Origin of the sequence: Pseudomonas lactis (assembly GCF_001439845.1) — a bacterium.
Lineage (GTDB): Bacteria > Pseudomonadota > Gammaproteobacteria > Pseudomonadales > Pseudomonadaceae > Aquipseudomonas > Aquipseudomonas lactis.
Genome location: NZ_JYLO01000008.1, coordinates 354,737 through 370,866, shown reverse-complemented (window position 1 = coordinate 370,866; position 16,130 = coordinate 354,737). Strand labels below are relative to the sequence as shown.

Annotated in this window: 15 protein-coding genes and 1 pseudogene; 5 read left to right on the top strand and 11 right to left on the bottom strand. The window is 59.7% G+C overall.

Annotated features, from left to right (window positions below):
- Both TX24_RS16005 and TX24_RS16000 read left to right on the top strand, forming a co-directional pair.
- Positions 1–939: an MlaD family protein gene (locus TX24_RS16005; RefSeq protein WP_057710656.1), complete on the top strand. Its 939-nt coding sequence runs from the start codon at positions 1–3 to the stop codon at positions 937–939.
- Positions 936–1,547 carry an ABC-type transport auxiliary lipoprotein family protein gene (locus tag TX24_RS16000; RefSeq protein WP_003187392.1) on the top strand — a complete coding sequence of 204 codons (612 nt, stop codon included), beginning with the start codon at positions 936–938 and terminating at the stop codon, positions 1,545–1,547. Before TX24_RS16005 ends, TX24_RS16000 begins: the two co-directional genes overlap by 4 nt.
- 54 nt (positions 1,548–1,601) lie before the next feature.
- On the opposite strand, the gene TX24_RS15995 is transcribed toward TX24_RS16000, so the two are convergent.
- The 5 genes from TX24_RS15995 to TX24_RS15980 all read right to left on the bottom strand — a co-directional run bounded on the left by TX24_RS15995 (position 1,602) and on the right by TX24_RS15980 (position 5,969).
- Positions 1,602–2,831 carry a nucleoside recognition domain-containing protein gene (locus TX24_RS15995; protein WP_057710655.1) on the bottom strand — a complete coding sequence of 410 codons (1,230 nt, stop codon included), beginning with the start codon at positions 2,829–2,831 and terminating at the stop codon, positions 1,602–1,604.
- Between the two features lie 97 nt (positions 2,832–2,928).
- A complete protein-coding gene (gene gltP / locus TX24_RS15990; RefSeq protein WP_003187390.1) occupies positions 2,929–4,260 on the bottom strand; it encodes a glutamate/aspartate:proton symporter GltP in 1,332 nt (443 codons plus the stop codon).
- Positions 4,261–4,972: 712 nt separating this feature from the next.
- Positions 4,973–5,440 (bottom strand): inhibitor of vertebrate lysozyme family protein, encoded by a 468-nt coding sequence (locus TX24_RS15985; protein WP_032894297.1) that lies wholly within the window; start codon positions 5,438–5,440, stop codon positions 4,973–4,975.
- A gap of 2 nt (positions 5,441–5,442) precedes the next feature.
- Positions 5,443–5,607 carry a DUF1328 domain-containing protein gene (locus tag TX24_RS30895; protein ID WP_003187386.1) on the bottom strand — a complete coding sequence of 55 codons (165 nt, stop codon included), beginning with the start codon at positions 5,605–5,607 and terminating at the stop codon, positions 5,443–5,445.
- A 77-nt stretch (positions 5,608–5,684) separates the two neighbouring features.
- Complete coding sequence (locus tag TX24_RS15980; protein WP_003187385.1) at positions 5,685–5,969, bottom strand: hypothetical protein; 285 nt, start codon at positions 5,967–5,969, stop codon at positions 5,685–5,687.
- A gap of 389 nt (positions 5,970–6,358) precedes the next feature.
- Here TX24_RS15980 and algB point away from each other — a divergent pair, with 389 nt between their 5' ends.
- Positions 6,359–7,705: a sigma-54-dependent response regulator transcription factor AlgB gene (gene algB, locus TX24_RS15975; RefSeq protein ID WP_003187383.1), complete on the top strand. Its 1,347-nt coding sequence runs from the start codon at positions 6,359–6,361 to the stop codon at positions 7,703–7,705.
- Between the two features lie 10 nt (positions 7,706–7,715).
- Positions 7,716–9,503, top strand: coding sequence for a KinB sensor domain-containing domain (locus TX24_RS15970; protein ID WP_003187382.1), 1,788 nt, complete (start codon positions 7,716–7,718; stop codon positions 9,501–9,503).
- A gap of 113 nt (positions 9,504–9,616) precedes the next feature.
- On the opposite strand, the gene TX24_RS15965 is transcribed toward TX24_RS15970, so the two are convergent.
- From TX24_RS15965 to TX24_RS31865, 6 genes and pseudogenes are all read right to left on the bottom strand, one after another.
- Complete coding sequence (locus tag TX24_RS15965; RefSeq protein WP_003187380.1) at positions 9,617–10,393, bottom strand: N-acetylmuramoyl-L-alanine amidase; 777 nt, start codon at positions 10,391–10,393, stop codon at positions 9,617–9,619.
- A gap of 89 nt (positions 10,394–10,482) precedes the next feature.
- The gene (locus TX24_RS15960; protein WP_057710654.1) at positions 10,483–12,531 is read right to left on the bottom strand and encodes a GGDEF domain-containing protein; all 2,049 of its coding nucleotides are present in this window, start codon (positions 12,529–12,531) and stop codon (positions 10,483–10,485) included.
- Positions 12,528–13,406, bottom strand: a complete 879-nt coding sequence (locus TX24_RS15955) for an endonuclease/exonuclease/phosphatase family protein (RefSeq protein ID WP_003187377.1) — start codon at positions 13,404–13,406, stop codon at positions 12,528–12,530. The genes TX24_RS15960 and TX24_RS15955 overlap by 4 nt, the downstream gene beginning before the upstream one ends.
- A gap of 10 nt (positions 13,407–13,416) precedes the next feature.
- Positions 13,417–14,052 carry a thiol:disulfide interchange protein DsbA gene (gene dsbA / locus TX24_RS15950; protein ID WP_003187375.1) on the bottom strand — a complete coding sequence of 212 codons (636 nt, stop codon included), beginning with the start codon at positions 14,050–14,052 and terminating at the stop codon, positions 13,417–13,419.
- Positions 14,053–14,219: 167 nt separating this feature from the next.
- The gene (locus TX24_RS15945; protein WP_003187372.1) at positions 14,220–14,846 is read right to left on the bottom strand and encodes a c-type cytochrome; all 627 of its coding nucleotides are present in this window, start codon (positions 14,844–14,846) and stop codon (positions 14,220–14,222) included.
- A 33-nt stretch (positions 14,847–14,879) separates the two neighbouring features.
- Positions 14,880–15,087 (bottom strand): annotated as a pseudogene (locus tag TX24_RS31865) (cytochrome).
- A 192-nt stretch (positions 15,088–15,279) separates the two neighbouring features.
- Here TX24_RS31865 and yihA point away from each other — a divergent pair.
- Positions 15,280–15,921, top strand: coding sequence for a ribosome biogenesis GTP-binding protein YihA/YsxC (gene yihA, locus TX24_RS15935; protein ID WP_003187369.1), 642 nt, complete (start codon positions 15,280–15,282; stop codon positions 15,919–15,921).
- The last annotated feature ends 209 nt before the right edge of the window (positions 15,922–16,130 follow it).

The window sequence follows — 16,130 nt, the reverse complement described above, 5'->3', positions numbered from 1 at the left end:
ATGGAAACCCGAGCCCATCATGTGATGATCGGACTGTTCAGCGTAATTGTGGTGGTCGGCGCGATGCTGTTTGGCCTGTGGCTGGCCAAGTCCAGCGTCGATACCGCCTTCCAGGATTACGAAGTGATCTTCAACGAGGCGGTCAGCGGCCTGTCCCAGGGCAGTGCGGTGCAGTACAGCGGCATCAAGGTGGGCGACGTGATCAGCCTGCGCCTGGACCCCAAAGACCCGCGCCGCGTCCTGGCTCGCATTCGCCTGGCCGGGCAAACGCCGATCAAGGAAGACACCCAGGCCAAACTGGCCCTGACCGGCATCACCGGCACCTCGATCATCCAGCTCAGTGGCGGCACCCCACAGAGCCCGGAACTCAAGGGCAAGGACGGCAACCTGCCGGAAATCATCGCATCGCCATCGCCCATCGCGCGCCTGCTCAATAACAGCAACGACCTGATGACCAGCGTCAACCTGCTGCTGCACAACGCCAACCACCTGTTCTCGCGGGAAAACGTCGAACGCCTGAGCAACACCCTGGACAACCTGCAACAAACTACCGGCGCCATTGCCGAGCAACGCGGCGACATCAAGGTGGTGATGCAGCAATTGATGCAGGTGAGCAAACAGGCGGGCGCGGCGCTGGAGCAAACCACCGTGCTGATGCGCAGCGCCAATGGCTTGCTCAGCGAACAAGGCAAGCAAGCCTTCGGCAGCGCCGAGCAGGCGATGAAATCCCTGAAGCAAAGCACCGCCACCATCAATACCTTGCTGACCAATAACCAGGACTCGGTAAACAGTGGCATGCAGGGCCTCAACGAACTGGCACCAGCCGTGCGCGAGCTGCGTGAAACCCTCGGCTCGCTGCGCGCCATCTCTCGCCGCCTGGAAGCCAACCCCAGTGGTTACCTGCTGGGCAGCGACAAGAACAAGGAGTTCACGCCATGAAGCGTGCTTACCACATGATCGTCCCTATGGCCCTGGCACTGGTCAGCGCCTGCTCGATCCTGCCCAAGCCGGACCCGTCGGACGTGTACCGGCTGGCGTCCGCCCAACCGGCCAGCCAAGGCACGCCGGTGAGTTGGTCGCTGCGCGTGACCAAGCCGCAGACCAGCGAGTTTCTCGACAGCCCGCGCATCGCCGTGGTGCCTGACGGGAACCTGATCAGCAATTACGCGAACTCGCGCTGGAGCGACCCGGCGCCGGTGTTGCTGCGTAATCGCCTGCTGGATGGCTTCCAGCGCGACGGGCGCGTGACATTGTTGAGTACCGACGAGACCAACCTGCAAGCCGACTATGAGCTGGGCGGGCAGTTGCAGGCGTTTCAGAGCGAGTATCGGGGCACGGCAGTGGAGGTGGTGATTCGTCTCGACGCGCGATTGGTGCGTGGGCGTGATCAAAGGATTATCGCCAGCCGTCGGTTTGAAGTGAGGCAGCCGGTGAATGACGCCAAGGTGCCGGCGGTGGTGGCTGCTTTTGGCCAGGCCGGGGATCAGTTGAATAAGCAGGTGGTGGATTGGGTGGTGCAACAGGGTAATACTGCGCCGAAACGATGATTCCACCGCCCTGTAGGAGCGAGCTTGCTCGCTCCTACAGGGTGCGGCTCATGCTCAACCGAAGAACCAGTAGCACACCGAAATAGCCGCCACTACACCCGCAAACTCCGCAAGCAACGCACAACCCACGGCATGCCGCGCCCGCTGGATGCCTACCGAGCCGAAGTACACGGCCAACACATAAAACGTGGTTTCCGTACTGCCCTGTATCGTCGCCGCCACCAACGCCGGAAAACTATCCACACCCTGGGTCTGCATGGTCTCGATCAGCATCGCCCGCGCCGCGCTGCCGGAGAACGGCTTGACCATCGCGGTCGGCAGCGCGTCGACAAAGCGCGTATCCAGGCCCGTCCAGGCCACCACATCGCGAATCCCCTCAAGGCCGAACTCCAAGGCCCCCGAGGCACGCAACACGCCAACCGCGCACAGCATCGCCACCAGATAGGGCAACAGGTTCTTGGCTACGTCGAAGCCTTCCTTGGCGCCTTCCACAAAGGCCTCGTACACCTTGACCTTGCGCAACGCGCCGATCACCAGGAACAGCATGATCAAGCCAAACAGTGTGAGGTTGCCCAAGATCGACGACAAACCGGCCAGCGCCGTGGCGGACAAGGTCGCCAGCAGCGCCATGAAGCCACCCAGTATCAACGCGCCGGGGACCAGATAGGCCAGCACCACCGGGTCCCACAGCCGCAGGCGCTGCATGACTGCCACCGACAGCAGGCCTACCAGCGTCGACGCACTGGTGGCCAACAGGATCGGCAGGAACACCAGCGTCGGGTCCGCAGCGCCTTGCTGAGCGCGGTACATGAAGATAGTCACCGGCAATAGCGTCAGCGAGGAGGCGTTGAGCACCAGGAACAGGATCTGAGCGTTGGTCGCCGTATTGGGGATGGGGTTGAGCTCTTGCAGCGCCTTCATGGCTTTCAGACCGATGGGCGTGGCAGCGTTGTCCAGGCCCAGGCCGTTGGCGGCAAAGTTGAGGGTGATCAAACCAATCGCGGGGTGCCCGGCAGGCACTTCCGGCATCAGGCGGCGAAACAGCGGGCCCAGGGCCTTGGCCAGCCAATCGACGATCCCGGCTTTTTCGGCGATCCGCAGAAAACCCAGCCATAACGTCAGGGTACCGAACAGCAGCACCATGACTTCCACCGACAATTTGGCCATGGCGAAAATGCTTTCGACCATCGCCGCGAAGATCAAGGCGTTACCGCCCACCAGCCATTGCGCCAGTGCTGACACCATTGCCACGACAAAGAAGCCAAGCCACAGGCCATTGAGCATCAGATAAGTCCCCCGAAAGATGGGGCGAATGATAACGGGGCTGGCAGAAACGACAAACCCCGGAATTCTCCGGGGTTTGTTTTCGATCAATTGGTAATCAGCTACGGGTGGCTTGTGCCGTAGGCAGGGCTTCCTTGCTGCGCCAGTGCGGCAGGGAATTCCAGTAGCGCTCGCCCTTGGCATCGTCGTACATGCCTTCCCAACGGGAGATAACCAGTACGGCCAAGGCGTTGCCGATCACGTTCAGGGCGGTACGCGCCATGTCCATCACACGGTCGACACCGGCGATAAACGCCAAGCCTTCCAGCGGGATGCCCACGCTGCCCAGCGTCGCCAACAGCACCACGAAGGACACGCCCGGCACGCCGGCGATACCTTTGGAGGTCACCATCAGGGTCAGTACCAGCATCAGTTGCTGACCGATCGACAGGTCGATGCCATACAGCTGGGCAATGAAGATGGCCGCGATGCTCTGGTACAGGGTCGAACCGTCGAGGTTGAACGAATAACCGGTCGGCACCACGAAGCTGCAGATCGCTTTCGGCGCGCCGTAGGCTTCCATCTTTTCGATCACACGCGGCAGCACGGTTTCGGAGCTGGCGGTGGAGTAAGCCAATACCAACTCATCCTTGAAGATGCGGATCAGCTTGAGGATCGAGAAGCCGAACAGGCGTGCGATCAAACCCAGTACCGCGAAGGCGAAGAACAGGATCGCGACGTAAACCAGGATCACCAGCTTGGCCAGTGGCAGCAGCGAGGCGAAGCCGAAGTTGGCGACCGTCACCGCGATCAGCGCGAATACACCGATAGGGGCGTACTTCATGATCATGTGGGTGACTTTGAACATGCTCTCGGACACGCCCTGGAACATAGTCACCAGCGGCTCGCGCAGCTCAGGCTTGAGGCTCGACAGCCCCAGGCCAAACAGCACCGAGAAGAAGATGATCGGCAGCATCTCGCCACGGGCAACAGCGGCGAAGATGTTCGAAGGGATCAAGTTAAGAATGGTCTCGATGAACGCATGTTCATGCTGCACTTCGGCAGCAGTCGCCTGGTACTTGGAGATATCGACGGTACCCAGGGTACTCATGTCGATGCCAGCGCCTGGGTGGAACAGGTTGGCGAGCAACAGGCCCACCACGATGGCGATGGTGGTGACGATTTCGAAGTAAAGAATGGTTTTGACGCCGATACGACCGAGCTTTTTCGCGTCGCCGACACCGGCAATACCGACGATCAGCGAAGAAATCACAATCGGGATCACGATCATCTTGATCAAGCGGATAAAGATATCGCCCGCTGGCTGCAACACATTGCTGATCCACCAGGCCTTTTCAGCACTGAAATGGTTGAGCACTGCACCGATTGCAATACCCAGTACCAAACCGATGAGGATCTGCCAGGCGAGGCTTAGCTTTGCCTTCTTCATGTCATTACCCTTGCTTCAAGTGGACTTACGGCAAATGCGCCAGCTGCAACGCTCGAGAGCGAAAAAGTGTGTGCATCTGCCTCCATGGAAGGTCACCGCAGCGTGGCCGAAATGGCTTACTGGCAGGCGAAAAAAGGCGCAACTATTCCCATGCAAGGGAGCGGCGTCTAATGCCGTAAACGCCTACCCTATGCCGAATCGGCATGGCTTTTTTTGAAAATATTTGTCCAAACGGTCAGTTCGTATCCGCCATTCGAGCGGGTGAATATGCCGTTAAGCGGCCAAATCAGGCTCGCTCAGAGATACTGGACGACTTCGATTGATTGGCAGAAATGTCTGAGAAATCCATCACCTAGCGCCAGAAAGATCCTATAGCGCGGATGAAAAATTCTCGATAGATGGTCACGCCGACATACCCGGTAATGGTTGGCCAGAGGCAAAAAGCAAAACTGCGGCTATGGGCGGCATGAAACGCGAGCATGAGAGCGATAAGCCCGCCGCAAGTTCAGCAAGCTCGAGGTCTTGTGAACTTGCGTCGCAGCTTTTCGCCTGACCCGGCCCTTGCGCAGGTACTCCCTGTACCCGTAGGTCACGCCGATCCTGATCGATCAGAGCAACCCGGCCCCCTGGTCATGCATCACTCAAGGAGCGATGCAAACAGAAAGAAGCACAAGGGCTTCTTTCTATGGACGCCGGCTCCGTCAGACGGAACCTAGTACCAATTCGGATCTTTCTTGAGCTGCTCCATCAGCAGCTTTTGCATACCCTCGTCCGGCTTACCGATAAAACGGTAATCGGCGTGCCGCGTCGGGGACTTGTCCGCCGGCAAACCGGCCGGGACTTCCACCAACATGGCGTAGGCATCTTCCTTGTCGAGGCTGAAGGCAACGATCAGGCGCTTGTTCAGGCAGGTATCTGCGGTTTCGCAGAGCGGCCCGACCAAGTACTTGTCGCCATCTTCCTCAACGGCATTCATTTGCTCGGCCGTGCCCGACAGGTTCATCACCCACTCGGGCAGGCGCTCTTCTTTCTTCACCACGTCTTGCCAGGTTTCACGGTACTGCGGATCCGCGCTGAGCAATTCGTTAGCCCGGGATTGGCCGTCATTGGCGGCCAAGGCCAAGCCGCTACCGCCCAACAGCAGGGCGGCAGCAAGGGCTTTAAAAGGCAGGTTGGCCATATTCAACCTCGGCCTTTGCGACCAAAGAAGAACGAAGCGATGAACATCACCAGGAAGACCACAAACAGGATCTTGGCGATGCCGGTAGCGGTGCCAGCGATACCACCGAAGCCCAGGACTGCAGCCACAATGGCGATGATCAGAAATGTGATTGCCCAACTCAACATGGTGATTCTCCTTATGCTTCTATAGGGGTAACAGCGGTGATGCCGTGCAGCCGCTCAACACAAGCGACGTTTTTTGCCTAGAACACCCAACGGTCATGGGCCGGTAGTTCGTCCAGGGTAGAACCCTGATCTACCAGGCTCAATTGCGGGGCAGTCACATCGGCGCTGGCGCTGCCAATGGAACGAAAATGAGTCTGGGTCATGGCAGGACGTTCAAATTGCGGGGCTGGCTGCGCGCGCTCTTGCCAATGCTGCAACTGCTGGCCAGCAATCAACGTGACCATCAAGGCCAGGCTGGCAAACAGGCCTTGCTGCAAGCGCAGCGGCGATACACGCAATTGGCTGAGGCTTTGGCGAGTCATACTGCATTGCTCCCGCATTCTGATTATTCGTTCATGACGCTCTTGGGGGAGATATTGCAGAGTGCATGCCAGCTTTATTGCAAAATAAAACTCAATAAAATCAAATGTTTACACTTGATCAATAGATTCGTCGCCTAGCATCCTGCACGATGCATCCTTGCAGGCCGTGCGAAATGCACGATGGCAAGTGGTCGGAACCAGCCACCCAGCGCACACATCGAAGGATCGAAGGGCGAACGGAAGGGAAAATGCGCTCAGACGACGTCTGTAGGAAGGCGCGCAGATAGCTGCACGAAGAAGCCTTTTATGAATCAGAATAAACCATGCAACTTGCCCGATTATTCCGGGACTAAACACCATCACATTTATAGTTAAGGAGTGCGGGACAGATGGAATCAGCCAAGGAACTTCAAGGCCGCATTCTTTTAGTGGATGACGAATCTGCGATCCTGCGCACCTTCCGCTATTGCCTGGAAGATGAAGGCTATACCGTCGCCACCGCGAACAGTGCCGCTCAGGCCGATGCCCTGATGCAGCGTCAGGTGTTCGACCTGTGCTTCCTCGACCTGCGCCTGGGCGAGGACAATGGCCTGGACGTGCTGGCCCAGATGCGGGTGCAGGCACCGTGGATGCGTGTGGTGATTGTGACCGCCCATTCGGCCGTGGATACCGCCGTGGACGCCATCCAGGCTGGCGCCGCCGACTACCTGGTCAAACCTTGCAGCCCAGACCAACTGCGCCTGGCCACCGCCAAGCAACTGGAGGTGCGTCAGCTCTCGGCGCGGCTGGAAGCGCTGGAAGGCGAGGTGCGCCAGCCCAAAGACGGCCTGGACTCCCATAGCCCGGCAATGATGGTGGTGCTGGAAACCGCGCGGCAGGTGGCCGGGACAGACGCCAACATTTTGATCCTCGGCGAGTCCGGTACTGGTAAAGGTGAGTTGGCCCGGGCGATACACGGCTGGAGCAAGCGCTCGAAGAAGTCCTGCGTGACCATCAACTGCCCGTCTCTGACCGCAGAGCTGATGGAAAGCGAACTGTTCGGCCACAGCCGCGGCGCGTTCACCGGCGCCAGCGAAAGCACCTTGGGCCGAGTGAACCAGGCGGACGGCGGTACGCTGTTTCTCGACGAGATCGGCGATTTCCCCCTCACGTTGCAACCCAAGTTGCTACGGTTTATTCAAGATAAAGAGTATGAGCGTGTGGGCGACCCGGTCACCCGCCGCGCCGATGTGCGCATCCTCGCAGCCACCAACCTGAACCTGGAAGACATGGTGCGCGATGGCCGCTTCCGTGAAGACTTGCTCTACCGCTTGAATGTCATCACCTTGCACTTGCCGCCGCTGCGCGAACGCAGTGAAGACATCCTGACCCTGGCTGACCGCTTTCTCGCCCGCTTCGTCAAGGAATACGCACGCCCGGCGCGCGGCTTCAGTGATAATGCCCGCGAAGCGCTACTCAACTATCGCTGGCCCGGCAATATCCGCGAACTACGTAACGTGGTGGAACGCGCCAGCATCATCTGCCCCCAGGAGAAGGTGGAGATCAGCCACCTGGGGATGGCCGAGCAACCGGCCAACAATGCACCCCGTATCGGCGCGGCTTTGAGCCTGGATGAGCTGGAGAAAGCCCATATCGGCGCCGTACTTGCGACCAGCGACACACTGGACCAAGCGGCCCGCACACTCGGCATCGATGCGTCGACGCTGTACCGCAAACGAAAGCAGTACAACCTTTGAACAGGACCTTATGAAGCTCGCGATGAAACTGCGCACCCGGTTATTCCTGAGCATCTCAGCGCTGATCACCGTGGCATTGCTGGGGTTGATCCTGGGCTTGGTCAGTGTCATGCAAATGGCCAAGACTCAGGAATCGCTGATCCGCAGTAACTTCATCACCCTGGACCTGGGGCTCAAGTTGCGTCAGAGCCTGGGCGACCAGTTGATCATGATGCTGGAGAAGCGCCCCGACCCGGACGCCCTGCAAGCCTCCAAGCAACATTATTTCGACCTGTTGGACCAGGGCATCGCCCATGAGCAGGTCGACGGCACAAACCATGGCTTCAGCCAGGCACGCTCCGATTACCAGAAGCTACTGGAAGCGTTTGACCAATCCCAACAGGCATCACCGCCCGCAGGCAGCAAAGAAAAGCTGACTGAAACCTTCAACATATTGCGCAACGGCCTGATCGCCGATCACAAGCGGGCGCTGGAAAATATCAGTACCAGCGAGCATAAATCCCGCGAGCGCGCGTTGTTGATTGCCGGCCTGCTCGGGCTGGTAGGGCTCGCGGTGCTGATCATCGGTTTCGTCACGGCCCATGGCATCGCCCGGCGCTTCGGTGGCCCCATCGAGGCGCTGGCCAAGGCCGCCGACAAGATCGGGCAGGGCGATTTCGAAGTCACCCTGCCGATCTCCTCCGCAGCGGAAATGAACCTGCTGACCCGCCGTTTCGGCATCATGGCCGAAGCGTTGCGCCAACATCAGGCCACAAACATCGATGAGCTGCTGGCCGGCCAACAGCGCCTGCAAGCGGTGCTCGACAGTATCGATGACGGCCTGTTGATGATTGATCGCCAAGGCTGCCTGGAGCACCTCAACCCTGTGGCGCAGCGCCAATTGGGCTGGGATGAGGAGCGGCTCGGCCAAGGTCTTGGCGAAGCCATGGGTCGCGCAGAAATGGATGAACAGCTGCAACTGGTGCTGCGCGGCGGCAACCTGGAGCGGGCCCCGGATGATCTCGAAGTGGAAGTCGAGGGTGAATTGCGCCTGCTGACCTACAGCCTGACCCCGGTCAGCCATACCCAGGGGCATATTCTGGGGGCCGTGATGGTGCTGCATGACGTGACTGAACAGCGCGCCTTCGAGCGGGTGCGCAGCGAGTTCGTGTTGCGCGCGTCCCATGAGCTGCGCACGCCGGTCACCGGCATGCACATGGCCTTCGGCCTATTCCGTGAGCGGGCCAAGTTCCCACCGGACTCCCGTGAGGCGGACCTGCTGGATACGGTCAATGAAGAGATGCAGCGCCTGATGCAGTTGATCAACGATCTGCTCAACTTCTCGCGCTACCAGAACGGCCTGCAAAAACTCACCTTGGGCACGTGCGATGTCACCGACTTGCTGGAGCACGCACGGGCTCGATTTGCTGAGCCTGCGAACGCCCAGCACATTGAGTTGCTGGTGGAAGCCCAACCTGAGTTGCCACGGCTGTATGCCGACCAGGTGCAACTGGAGCGGGTACTCGACAACCTGCTGGGCAATGCCCTGAGGCACACCGCCGAAGGCGGGCAGATCCGCCTGCAGGCACGACGCCATGGCGAGCGGGTGATTATCAGCGTCGAGGATAACGGCGAAGGTATCGCCTACGGCCAGCAAGGGCGGATCTTCGAGCCCTTTGTGCAGGTGGGCCGCAAGAAAGGCGGTGCGGGCCTGGGTTTGGCACTGTGCAAGGAAATCGTGCAATTGCACGGCGGCCGCATGGGTGTGTACTCGCGGCCGGGGCAGGGTACGCAGTTCTATATGGCATTGCCCCTGTAGGAGCGAGCTTGCTCGCGAAAAACGTCAACGATAACGCTGTGCTGTCAGGCAGCCCGCGTCGTCTATGCGTTCTTCGCGAGCAAGCTCGCTCCTACATTATTATTTTTACACCATCAGCGGTGATTCAAGGCCCGCAGGATCGCGGCGCTTTCAGCATCCGGGGTGCCATCAAACAATGACGGGCGAAAGCGCATCTGGAACGCAGCGATGACATGCCGCGTGGCCACATCCAGCTCGCCAGTCTGCGGCGTCTGGTAGCCCAGGCGCGCCAGCTCTTCCTGGAACCAGGTAATGCTCGGCAACTGCGCGGCGTACTGCACCTGAAACCGAGCCACTGCCTGGGCATCCGGCCACACGGCCAGACCTTCTGCCGCCAAGCGCTTCCAGGGGAACAACGGGCCTGGGTCCAGCTTGCGCAGCGGGGCGATATCGCTGTGCCCGATGATGTTCTTCGGGTCGATGCCGTTACGCTTGCTGATGTCCTTGAGCAGCACGATCAGCGACTGCACCTGCGCTTCGGAATACGGGTACCACACACGCCCCGTCGGGGTATCGCTGAACCCTGGGTTGACGATCTCGATACCGATGGAGCTGGAATTGAGCCAGGTGCGCCCCATCCACTCGCTTTCCCCCGCGTGCCAGGCGCGCTGGCTTTCATCCACCAGCTTGTAGATGGTGCCGGAGGCATCGTCGCCGATCAGGTAATGGCTGCTGACCTGGCCATGGGTCAACAGCGCCAGGGAACGTTCAAGGTTGGTCGAGGTGTAATGCACCACAACGAACTGCACGCGATTGTCGTGGTTGACCGAAGGATGGCTGGTGTTCAGGCGCGGGCCATTGGCGCAGCCGGCGAGCAGAAGAAACGCTAAAGCGATATACAAGGATTTCATGGCGAGAGGCAGTACACTGAAAGACGATAATGCAACAGTGTAACGTACGACTCACGGCCAGGCGGTCAAATTACAAAATGGAACATCTTTTATGCCGCCTGCACCTGATTACGCCCCGCGGCCTTTGCCCTGTAGAGCGCTTCATCGGCACGCTTGAGCGCCAGGTCACTGCGCTCGCCGGGTTGAAACTGCGCCACGCCCATGGACACCGTGATCGTTACCGGCTCACCCTTGAAGTGGAACGGGCACGCGGCAATGGCCTCACGCAATACTTCACCTACGGCCAAGGCATCCGCCAAGGTCGAGTCGGGCATGAGCAGCACAAACTCTTCACCCCCAAAACGCGCGATGAAGTCCGTCGGCCGCAGGCGCTTGCTCAGCACATTGGCGATGATCTTCAAGACTTTGTCCCCAGCCAAGTGACCGTAACCGTCGTTGATGCGCTTGAAGTGGTCCAGGTCGAGCATGGCCAGAGACAGGCTGTTACCGCGCTGATGCCAGGCGTTGACTTCGTAATCGAGGCGTTCGCTCCACGCCGCACGGTTGGGCAAGCCGGTGAGCGGATCGATCAAGGCCTTCTGGCGCTGCACCTCCAGGTGCTCGCGGTAGCCCTGGGCTTCCTGCTCCATATGGGCCACGCGTTCAGCCAGGCCTTTGAGGCGTGCGGCCACTTCCTGTTCGCGCAGGTCACGCTGTTGCTGGTGTTCATCCATGGTGCCGAGCAAGCCTTCAAGATGGCTTTCGAGCACTTGCTTGAGGCTGTCCAGGTCGGCGGCATCCTGCACGCTGCTTTGCAGGCCGTCGACCTGCTCACGAATCTGCGTGTCCAGCTCCCGTGCGGCCAGGCTGCTGTCGGCGTGGCCCTCGCTGGCGACTTGCAGATGGCCCTGGAATGCCTCGAGACGCTCGTTGAGCTGCTTGAGATAAGCCTCGAACTCATGCTGGCCACTGTCGGTGATCGCCAGCATCAGCACCGCCAGGTCATCGAGGATCGGCAGCAGTTCGTACCAGTTCAAGCCGTGGGCGAGACGCTCACGCATTGCCTCGGCCTGGGGTTGGTGACGTTCGGGCAGGGAAAGATCTTCCAGCAGGCCGAGTAAAGTGCCTTCAATGTGTTTGGCCACCGAGCTGTAGGACGGTTCAGGCGAATCGGGCAGGGCGTAGGTGCCGTCCGGTTGCAGCTCGTCGGGCTCGGGGCTTTCCTGCACGGGTGGTAGCGACAGGCTGCCGATGCGGGTCTCATCCGGCGTTTCGACTGGAACCGGCGGCGGTTCGATAAAGGCGGCGAGTGCGCTTTCGTGAGCAGGCTCCGCAACTGGCGGCGCCTGCACGTCGGGTTCAGGTAGTTGCGCAGGCGCCGCAATCGACGGCAGCTCTGGAGCGTCGAATACCGGCGTTTCGCTGGCGACCTCTTGCACTTCGGCCACTGCAACAGGCACAGGCTTCAAGGGTGGCAACGGCGCAAAGGCACGCAAGGCTTGGGTCAATTCTTCCGATTGCCCAGGTTCTTCCGGTTTGGGTGTGGGTTTGGGCGCTGCGGGCGTTGGCGGTGCCGATTGCGCTGCTGGCAGTGGCTCGGCATCAACAGGAGGCGCTTCACTGGCGGCCTCTTTACTGCCAAACAGACGTTGCAACAGTCCCGGCCCTGGGCGTGTGGTTTCGCCATCCGGCTCCAGATTATTCAGCGCCTGCCCCTGTAGGCTGCTCAGCTCACTGAGCATCAGCGGTATCTCCCGCGCTTGTGCCACGCGACCATCGAGTTGCTTGGCGAAGGTTTTCAGCGGACGAGCCACCTCGCGGGGCAGCGGCAGCTTTTGCAACTGGGTGACCAAGGCGGTGAGCGCAGTGCTGATCTGGTCGACGCGGGTTTCGCGGCGTTGCTCCGAATCCAGCACGGCCTTTTCCAGGCGCGGCAGTAAAGCGGCGAGAGCAGCGTCCATGTCGTCCGTGCGCACAACATCGCGCATTTCCTTCATGCATTGATCGACGGCGCGGTCAGTCCCTTCAGCGGCCAGCGTGCTGCGCACCAGCCCGCGGCGCAGCAAATCGAGGCGGGCGGCCCAGCGGCGTTCGAGTTTGTCTTGTTGCTCGATGCTTTGGAGGTATTTCTCTTTCCAGCGCTGGGCGTCGTCGCTCATGCAAGGGGTCCGCGAGGGCCTGGGCTCAACGCGGGTAATGCATCAGCCGTGAGCGAGCCCGGCAGACGAATCTCTACCGCGACCGGCAGGTGATCGGAAATGGGCTGCGCCAGCACCTGCACACTTTCCAGTGTGAGGCTTGGGCTGAGCAGGATATGGTCAAGACAGCGCTGCGGGCGCCAGCTGGGAAACGTGGCTTCGACTTGCGGCGCCAGTAACCCCAGGTCGCGCAGCGGAGAATTCTGCAGCAGGTCGTTGGCATGGGTGTTCATGTCACCCATGAGCACCTGGTGCTTGTAGTTGCCAATCAATTCACGCACGTAGGCCAGTTGCAGGTTGCGCGTACGCCCCCCGAGGGCCAGGTGCATCATCACCACCACCAGGGCTTCCGGGCCTTCGCCAAAACGCACAAGGATCGCCCCGCGCCCTTTGGGGCCTGGCAAGGGGTGATCTTCAATGGCAGTGGGTTTGAGACGGCTGAGCACGCCGTTGCTGTGCTGTGCCAGGCGCCCTAGATTACGGTTGAGTTGCTGATACCAGTACGGAAAAGCACCCAACTGAGCCAGGTGTTCCACCTGGTTGATATAGCCGGAGCGCAGGCTGCCGCCGTCGGCTTCCTGCAGGGCGACCAAGTCGAAGTCGCTGAGCAGGTCGCCGATTTTCTGCAGGTTACCGGTACGCCCCTTGTGGGGCAGCAGGTGCTGCCAGCCACGCGTGAGGTAGTGCCGATACTTTTCGGTACTGTTGCCCACCTGGATGTTGAAGCTGAGCAGGCGCAAGCGGCTGTCTGCCGGCAGGCCCGTGGACTCCAGGTGATGCTCGTTGACCTGCGGCTCATGCAGGCCAACGACACGCTCGGTACCCCAGCGGCGCATGGCGAGCCCCTTACTTGGCAGCGCGTTCTTTGGCAATCAGCTGGTCAGCAACGTTCAGGGTCGCTTCAGGACCACCGGTGCTGCCCAGGTCGAAACGGTATTTGCCGTTGACGATCAGGGTTGGAACGCCTTGCACGCCGTACTTCTGCGCGAGTTCCTTGGCCTGTTTGATCTGGCCCTGGATAGCGAAGGAGTTGAAGGTCGCCAGGAACTTGTCCTTGTCGACACCCTGAGTGGCAACGAAGTCAGCCATTTCGTCCGGCTTGGTCAGGCGCTTGCCTTGTTTCTGGATCGCTTCGAAGACAGCGTTGTGGACCTTGTGCTCAACACCCATGGCTTCCAGGGTCAGGAACAGCTGGCCGTGGGCGTCCCATGGGCCACCGAACATGGCGGGAATGCGACGGAAGTTAACGTCCTTGGGTAGCTTTTCAGCCCATGGGTTGATAGTCGGCTCGAAGGCGTAGCAATGCGGGCAGCCGTACCAGAACAGCTCCACCACTTCGATCTTGCCCGGCACTGCAACGGGAACCGGGTTAGCCAGCTCAACATAGGTTTTACCGGCTTCAAGCGGCACATCGGCAGCTTGTGCGGTCATGCCGAAGAGGCTGGCAGTGACGAGAGCGGCGCTGAGGATCAGATTACGCATGCTTTACTCCTGGACAAATAAAGTCGCCTCACGCGACCTTTGTTGTGACAGGTCTACGCGGACATGAGTTCGTTAGTGTAACGGCAGCGGCCACAAAAAAGGGCGGCCTAAGCCACCCTTTTTATGCTTGCATCGCGGGATTAATCGAGCGTTAACGCCCAGCCCCGTCAGTGCAGGCCCTGGATATAACTGGAGAGGGCTGCGATGTCTTCGTCGCTCAGCTTGCGAGCGATGGTGCGCATGGTCATCGCGTCGCCATCGTTGGCCCGGCCGGCTTCTTCCTTGCGAAAGTCGGTCAACTGCTTGGCGATGTAGGTGGCGTGCTGGCCGCTCAGGCGCGGGAAGCTGGCAGCAGCGTTGCCTGCGCCATTGGGCGAGTGGCAACCGGTGCAGGCAGGCAAGCCTTTTTCCAGGTTACCGCCACGGAACAACTGCTCTCCGCGGGCGACCAATTTAGGATCGGCAGCTCCCACGCTACCCTTCTGGCTGGCAAAATACGCCGCGAGGTCCGCCAGGTCCTGATCGTTGAGATTGGTTAGCATGCCGGTCATTTCCAGCACCGTGCGCTTGCCGCTCTTGATGTCGTGCATCTGCTTGCTCAGGTAACGTTCACCCTGGCCGGCCAGTTTGGGGAAGTTCGGCGCCGGGCTGTTACCATCCGGCCCGTGGCAGGCACCACACACGGCGGCCTTCGCTTGACCGGCAGTGGCATCACCTTTGACGGGGCCCTCTGCAGCGACGGCAGCGCCTGTGATGCCCAAGGTCAACAGCAGACTCACGATCAGTTTGTTCATCAGCTAATCCAACTACGGCTAAGGGTTTAAGAGTTATCTACCGGGTTTACTCACCATCACATCAGTGACGGCCTGGTAATCCTCAGTACTGCAGTCCATGCACAAACCACGCGGCGGCATTGCCTTGAAACCCTGGGTCACGTGCTGCGTCAGCCTGACCATGCAAACTCGGTTGATCCTGTGTAGCCTGAGCGCCGTAAAGCGGAATCAGGGCAGCAGAAGCGAGCAACCGTCGGTCCATACATCGACCTTTTCAGGGTTTGAGAGCGTTTTGCGTTCTAATGCGCAATAAAGGTCTTTCGCTCCCGTGAACTTCATCCTTCGCTGGGACAAAGCACACACAAAATCTGCGGCATTATATACTGGCGCTACTGAAACGGAAACGACACCGCTTGCCGCACCCTTTCTCGGCACCGCCCACATCGGAAATCTCATGCAACTCAAGAACCCCATCCTCGGCCTGTGCCAACAGTCCACCTTCATGCTCAGCGCCGCCAAAGTGGACCAATGCCCCGATGACGAGGGCTTTGAAGTCGCCTTTGCCGGCCGTTCCAACGCCGGTAAATCCAGCGCACTGAACACCCTGACCCACGCCAGCCTGGCGCGCACCTCGAAAACCCCGGGCCGCACGCAACTACTCAATTTCTTCAAGCTAGACGATGATCGGCGTCTGGTCGACCTGCCGGGCTACGGTTATGCAAAAGTACCTATCCCGCTGAAGCTGCACTGGCAGCGTCACCTCGAGGCTTACCTGGGCGGTCGCGAGAGTTTGAAGGGTTTGATTCTGATGATGGATATACGTCATCCAATGACCGACTTCGACTTGCTGATGCTCGACTGGGCTGTCGCCAGCGGCATGCCGATGCACATTTTGCTGACCAAGGCCGACAAGCTCACCTACGGTGCAGCCAAGAACACCCTGCTCAAAGTGCAGTCCGAAATCCGTAAGGGTTGGGGCGACACCATCACCATTCAGCTGTTCTCCGCCCCCAAGCGCATGGGTCTGGAAGAGGCTTACACCGTACTGGCCGGCTGGATGGAATTGGCGGACAAGGGCGCAGAAATCGCCGAATAACTTTTCTGCGGGCAAAAAAAACCCCGGACTTCTTTTGGGGAGGGGAAGTTCGGGGTTCAAGTTCCGGACCGCTAGGGCGGGGTCCGGAATTATCTGCCAACACTTAACACAACATAGGAGCATTGAAGGGCTTCACCACCCATTCAGTAACTCTGAGTGGCAGTTCACAGGTTAAGTTCCGACAGGCTCAAAAAACTATTGGAAATAAC

Coding starts and splice junctions, on each gene's coding strand:
- TX24_RS15965 (WP_003187380.1), bottom strand. CDS start 10,393: ATGAAATCCTTGTATATCGCTTTAGCGTTTCTTCTGCTCGCCGGCTGC.
- TX24_RS15995 (WP_057710655.1), bottom strand. CDS start 2,831: ATGCTCAATGGCCTGTGGCTTGGCTTCTTTGTCGTGGCAATGGTGTCA.
- gltP (WP_003187390.1), bottom strand. CDS start 4,260: ATGAAGAAGGCAAAGCTAAGCCTCGCCTGGCAGATCCTCATCGGTTTG.
- TX24_RS30895 (WP_003187386.1), bottom strand. CDS start 5,607: ATGTTGAGTTGGGCAATCACATTTCTGATCATCGCCATTGTGGCTGCA.
- TX24_RS15970 (WP_003187382.1), top strand. CDS start 7,716: ATGAAGCTCGCGATGAAACTGCGCACCCGGTTATTCCTGAGCATCTCA.
- TX24_RS16005 (WP_057710656.1), top strand. CDS start 1: ATGGAAACCCGAGCCCATCATGTGATGATCGGACTGTTCAGCGTAATT.
- dsbA (WP_003187375.1), bottom strand. CDS start 14,052: ATGCGTAATCTGATCCTCAGCGCCGCTCTCGTCACTGCCAGCCTCTTC.
- TX24_RS15945 (WP_003187372.1), bottom strand. CDS start 14,846: ATGAACAAACTGATCGTGAGTCTGCTGTTGACCTTGGGCATCACAGGC.
- TX24_RS15955 (WP_003187377.1), bottom strand. CDS start 13,406: ATGCGCCGCTGGGGTACCGAGCGTGTCGTTGGCCTGCATGAGCCGCAG.
- yihA (WP_003187369.1), top strand. CDS start 15,280: ATGCAACTCAAGAACCCCATCCTCGGCCTGTGCCAACAGTCCACCTTC.
- TX24_RS16000 (WP_003187392.1), top strand. CDS start 936: ATGAAGCGTGCTTACCACATGATCGTCCCTATGGCCCTGGCACTGGTC.
- algB (WP_003187383.1), top strand. CDS start 6,359: ATGGAATCAGCCAAGGAACTTCAAGGCCGCATTCTTTTAGTGGATGAC.
- TX24_RS15980 (WP_003187385.1), bottom strand. CDS start 5,969: ATGACTCGCCAAAGCCTCAGCCAATTGCGTGTATCGCCGCTGCGCTTG.
- TX24_RS15985 (WP_032894297.1), bottom strand. CDS start 5,440: ATGGCCAACCTGCCTTTTAAAGCCCTTGCTGCCGCCCTGCTGTTGGGC.
- TX24_RS15960 (WP_057710654.1), bottom strand. CDS start 12,531: ATGAGCGACGACGCCCAGCGCTGGAAAGAGAAATACCTCCAAAGCATC.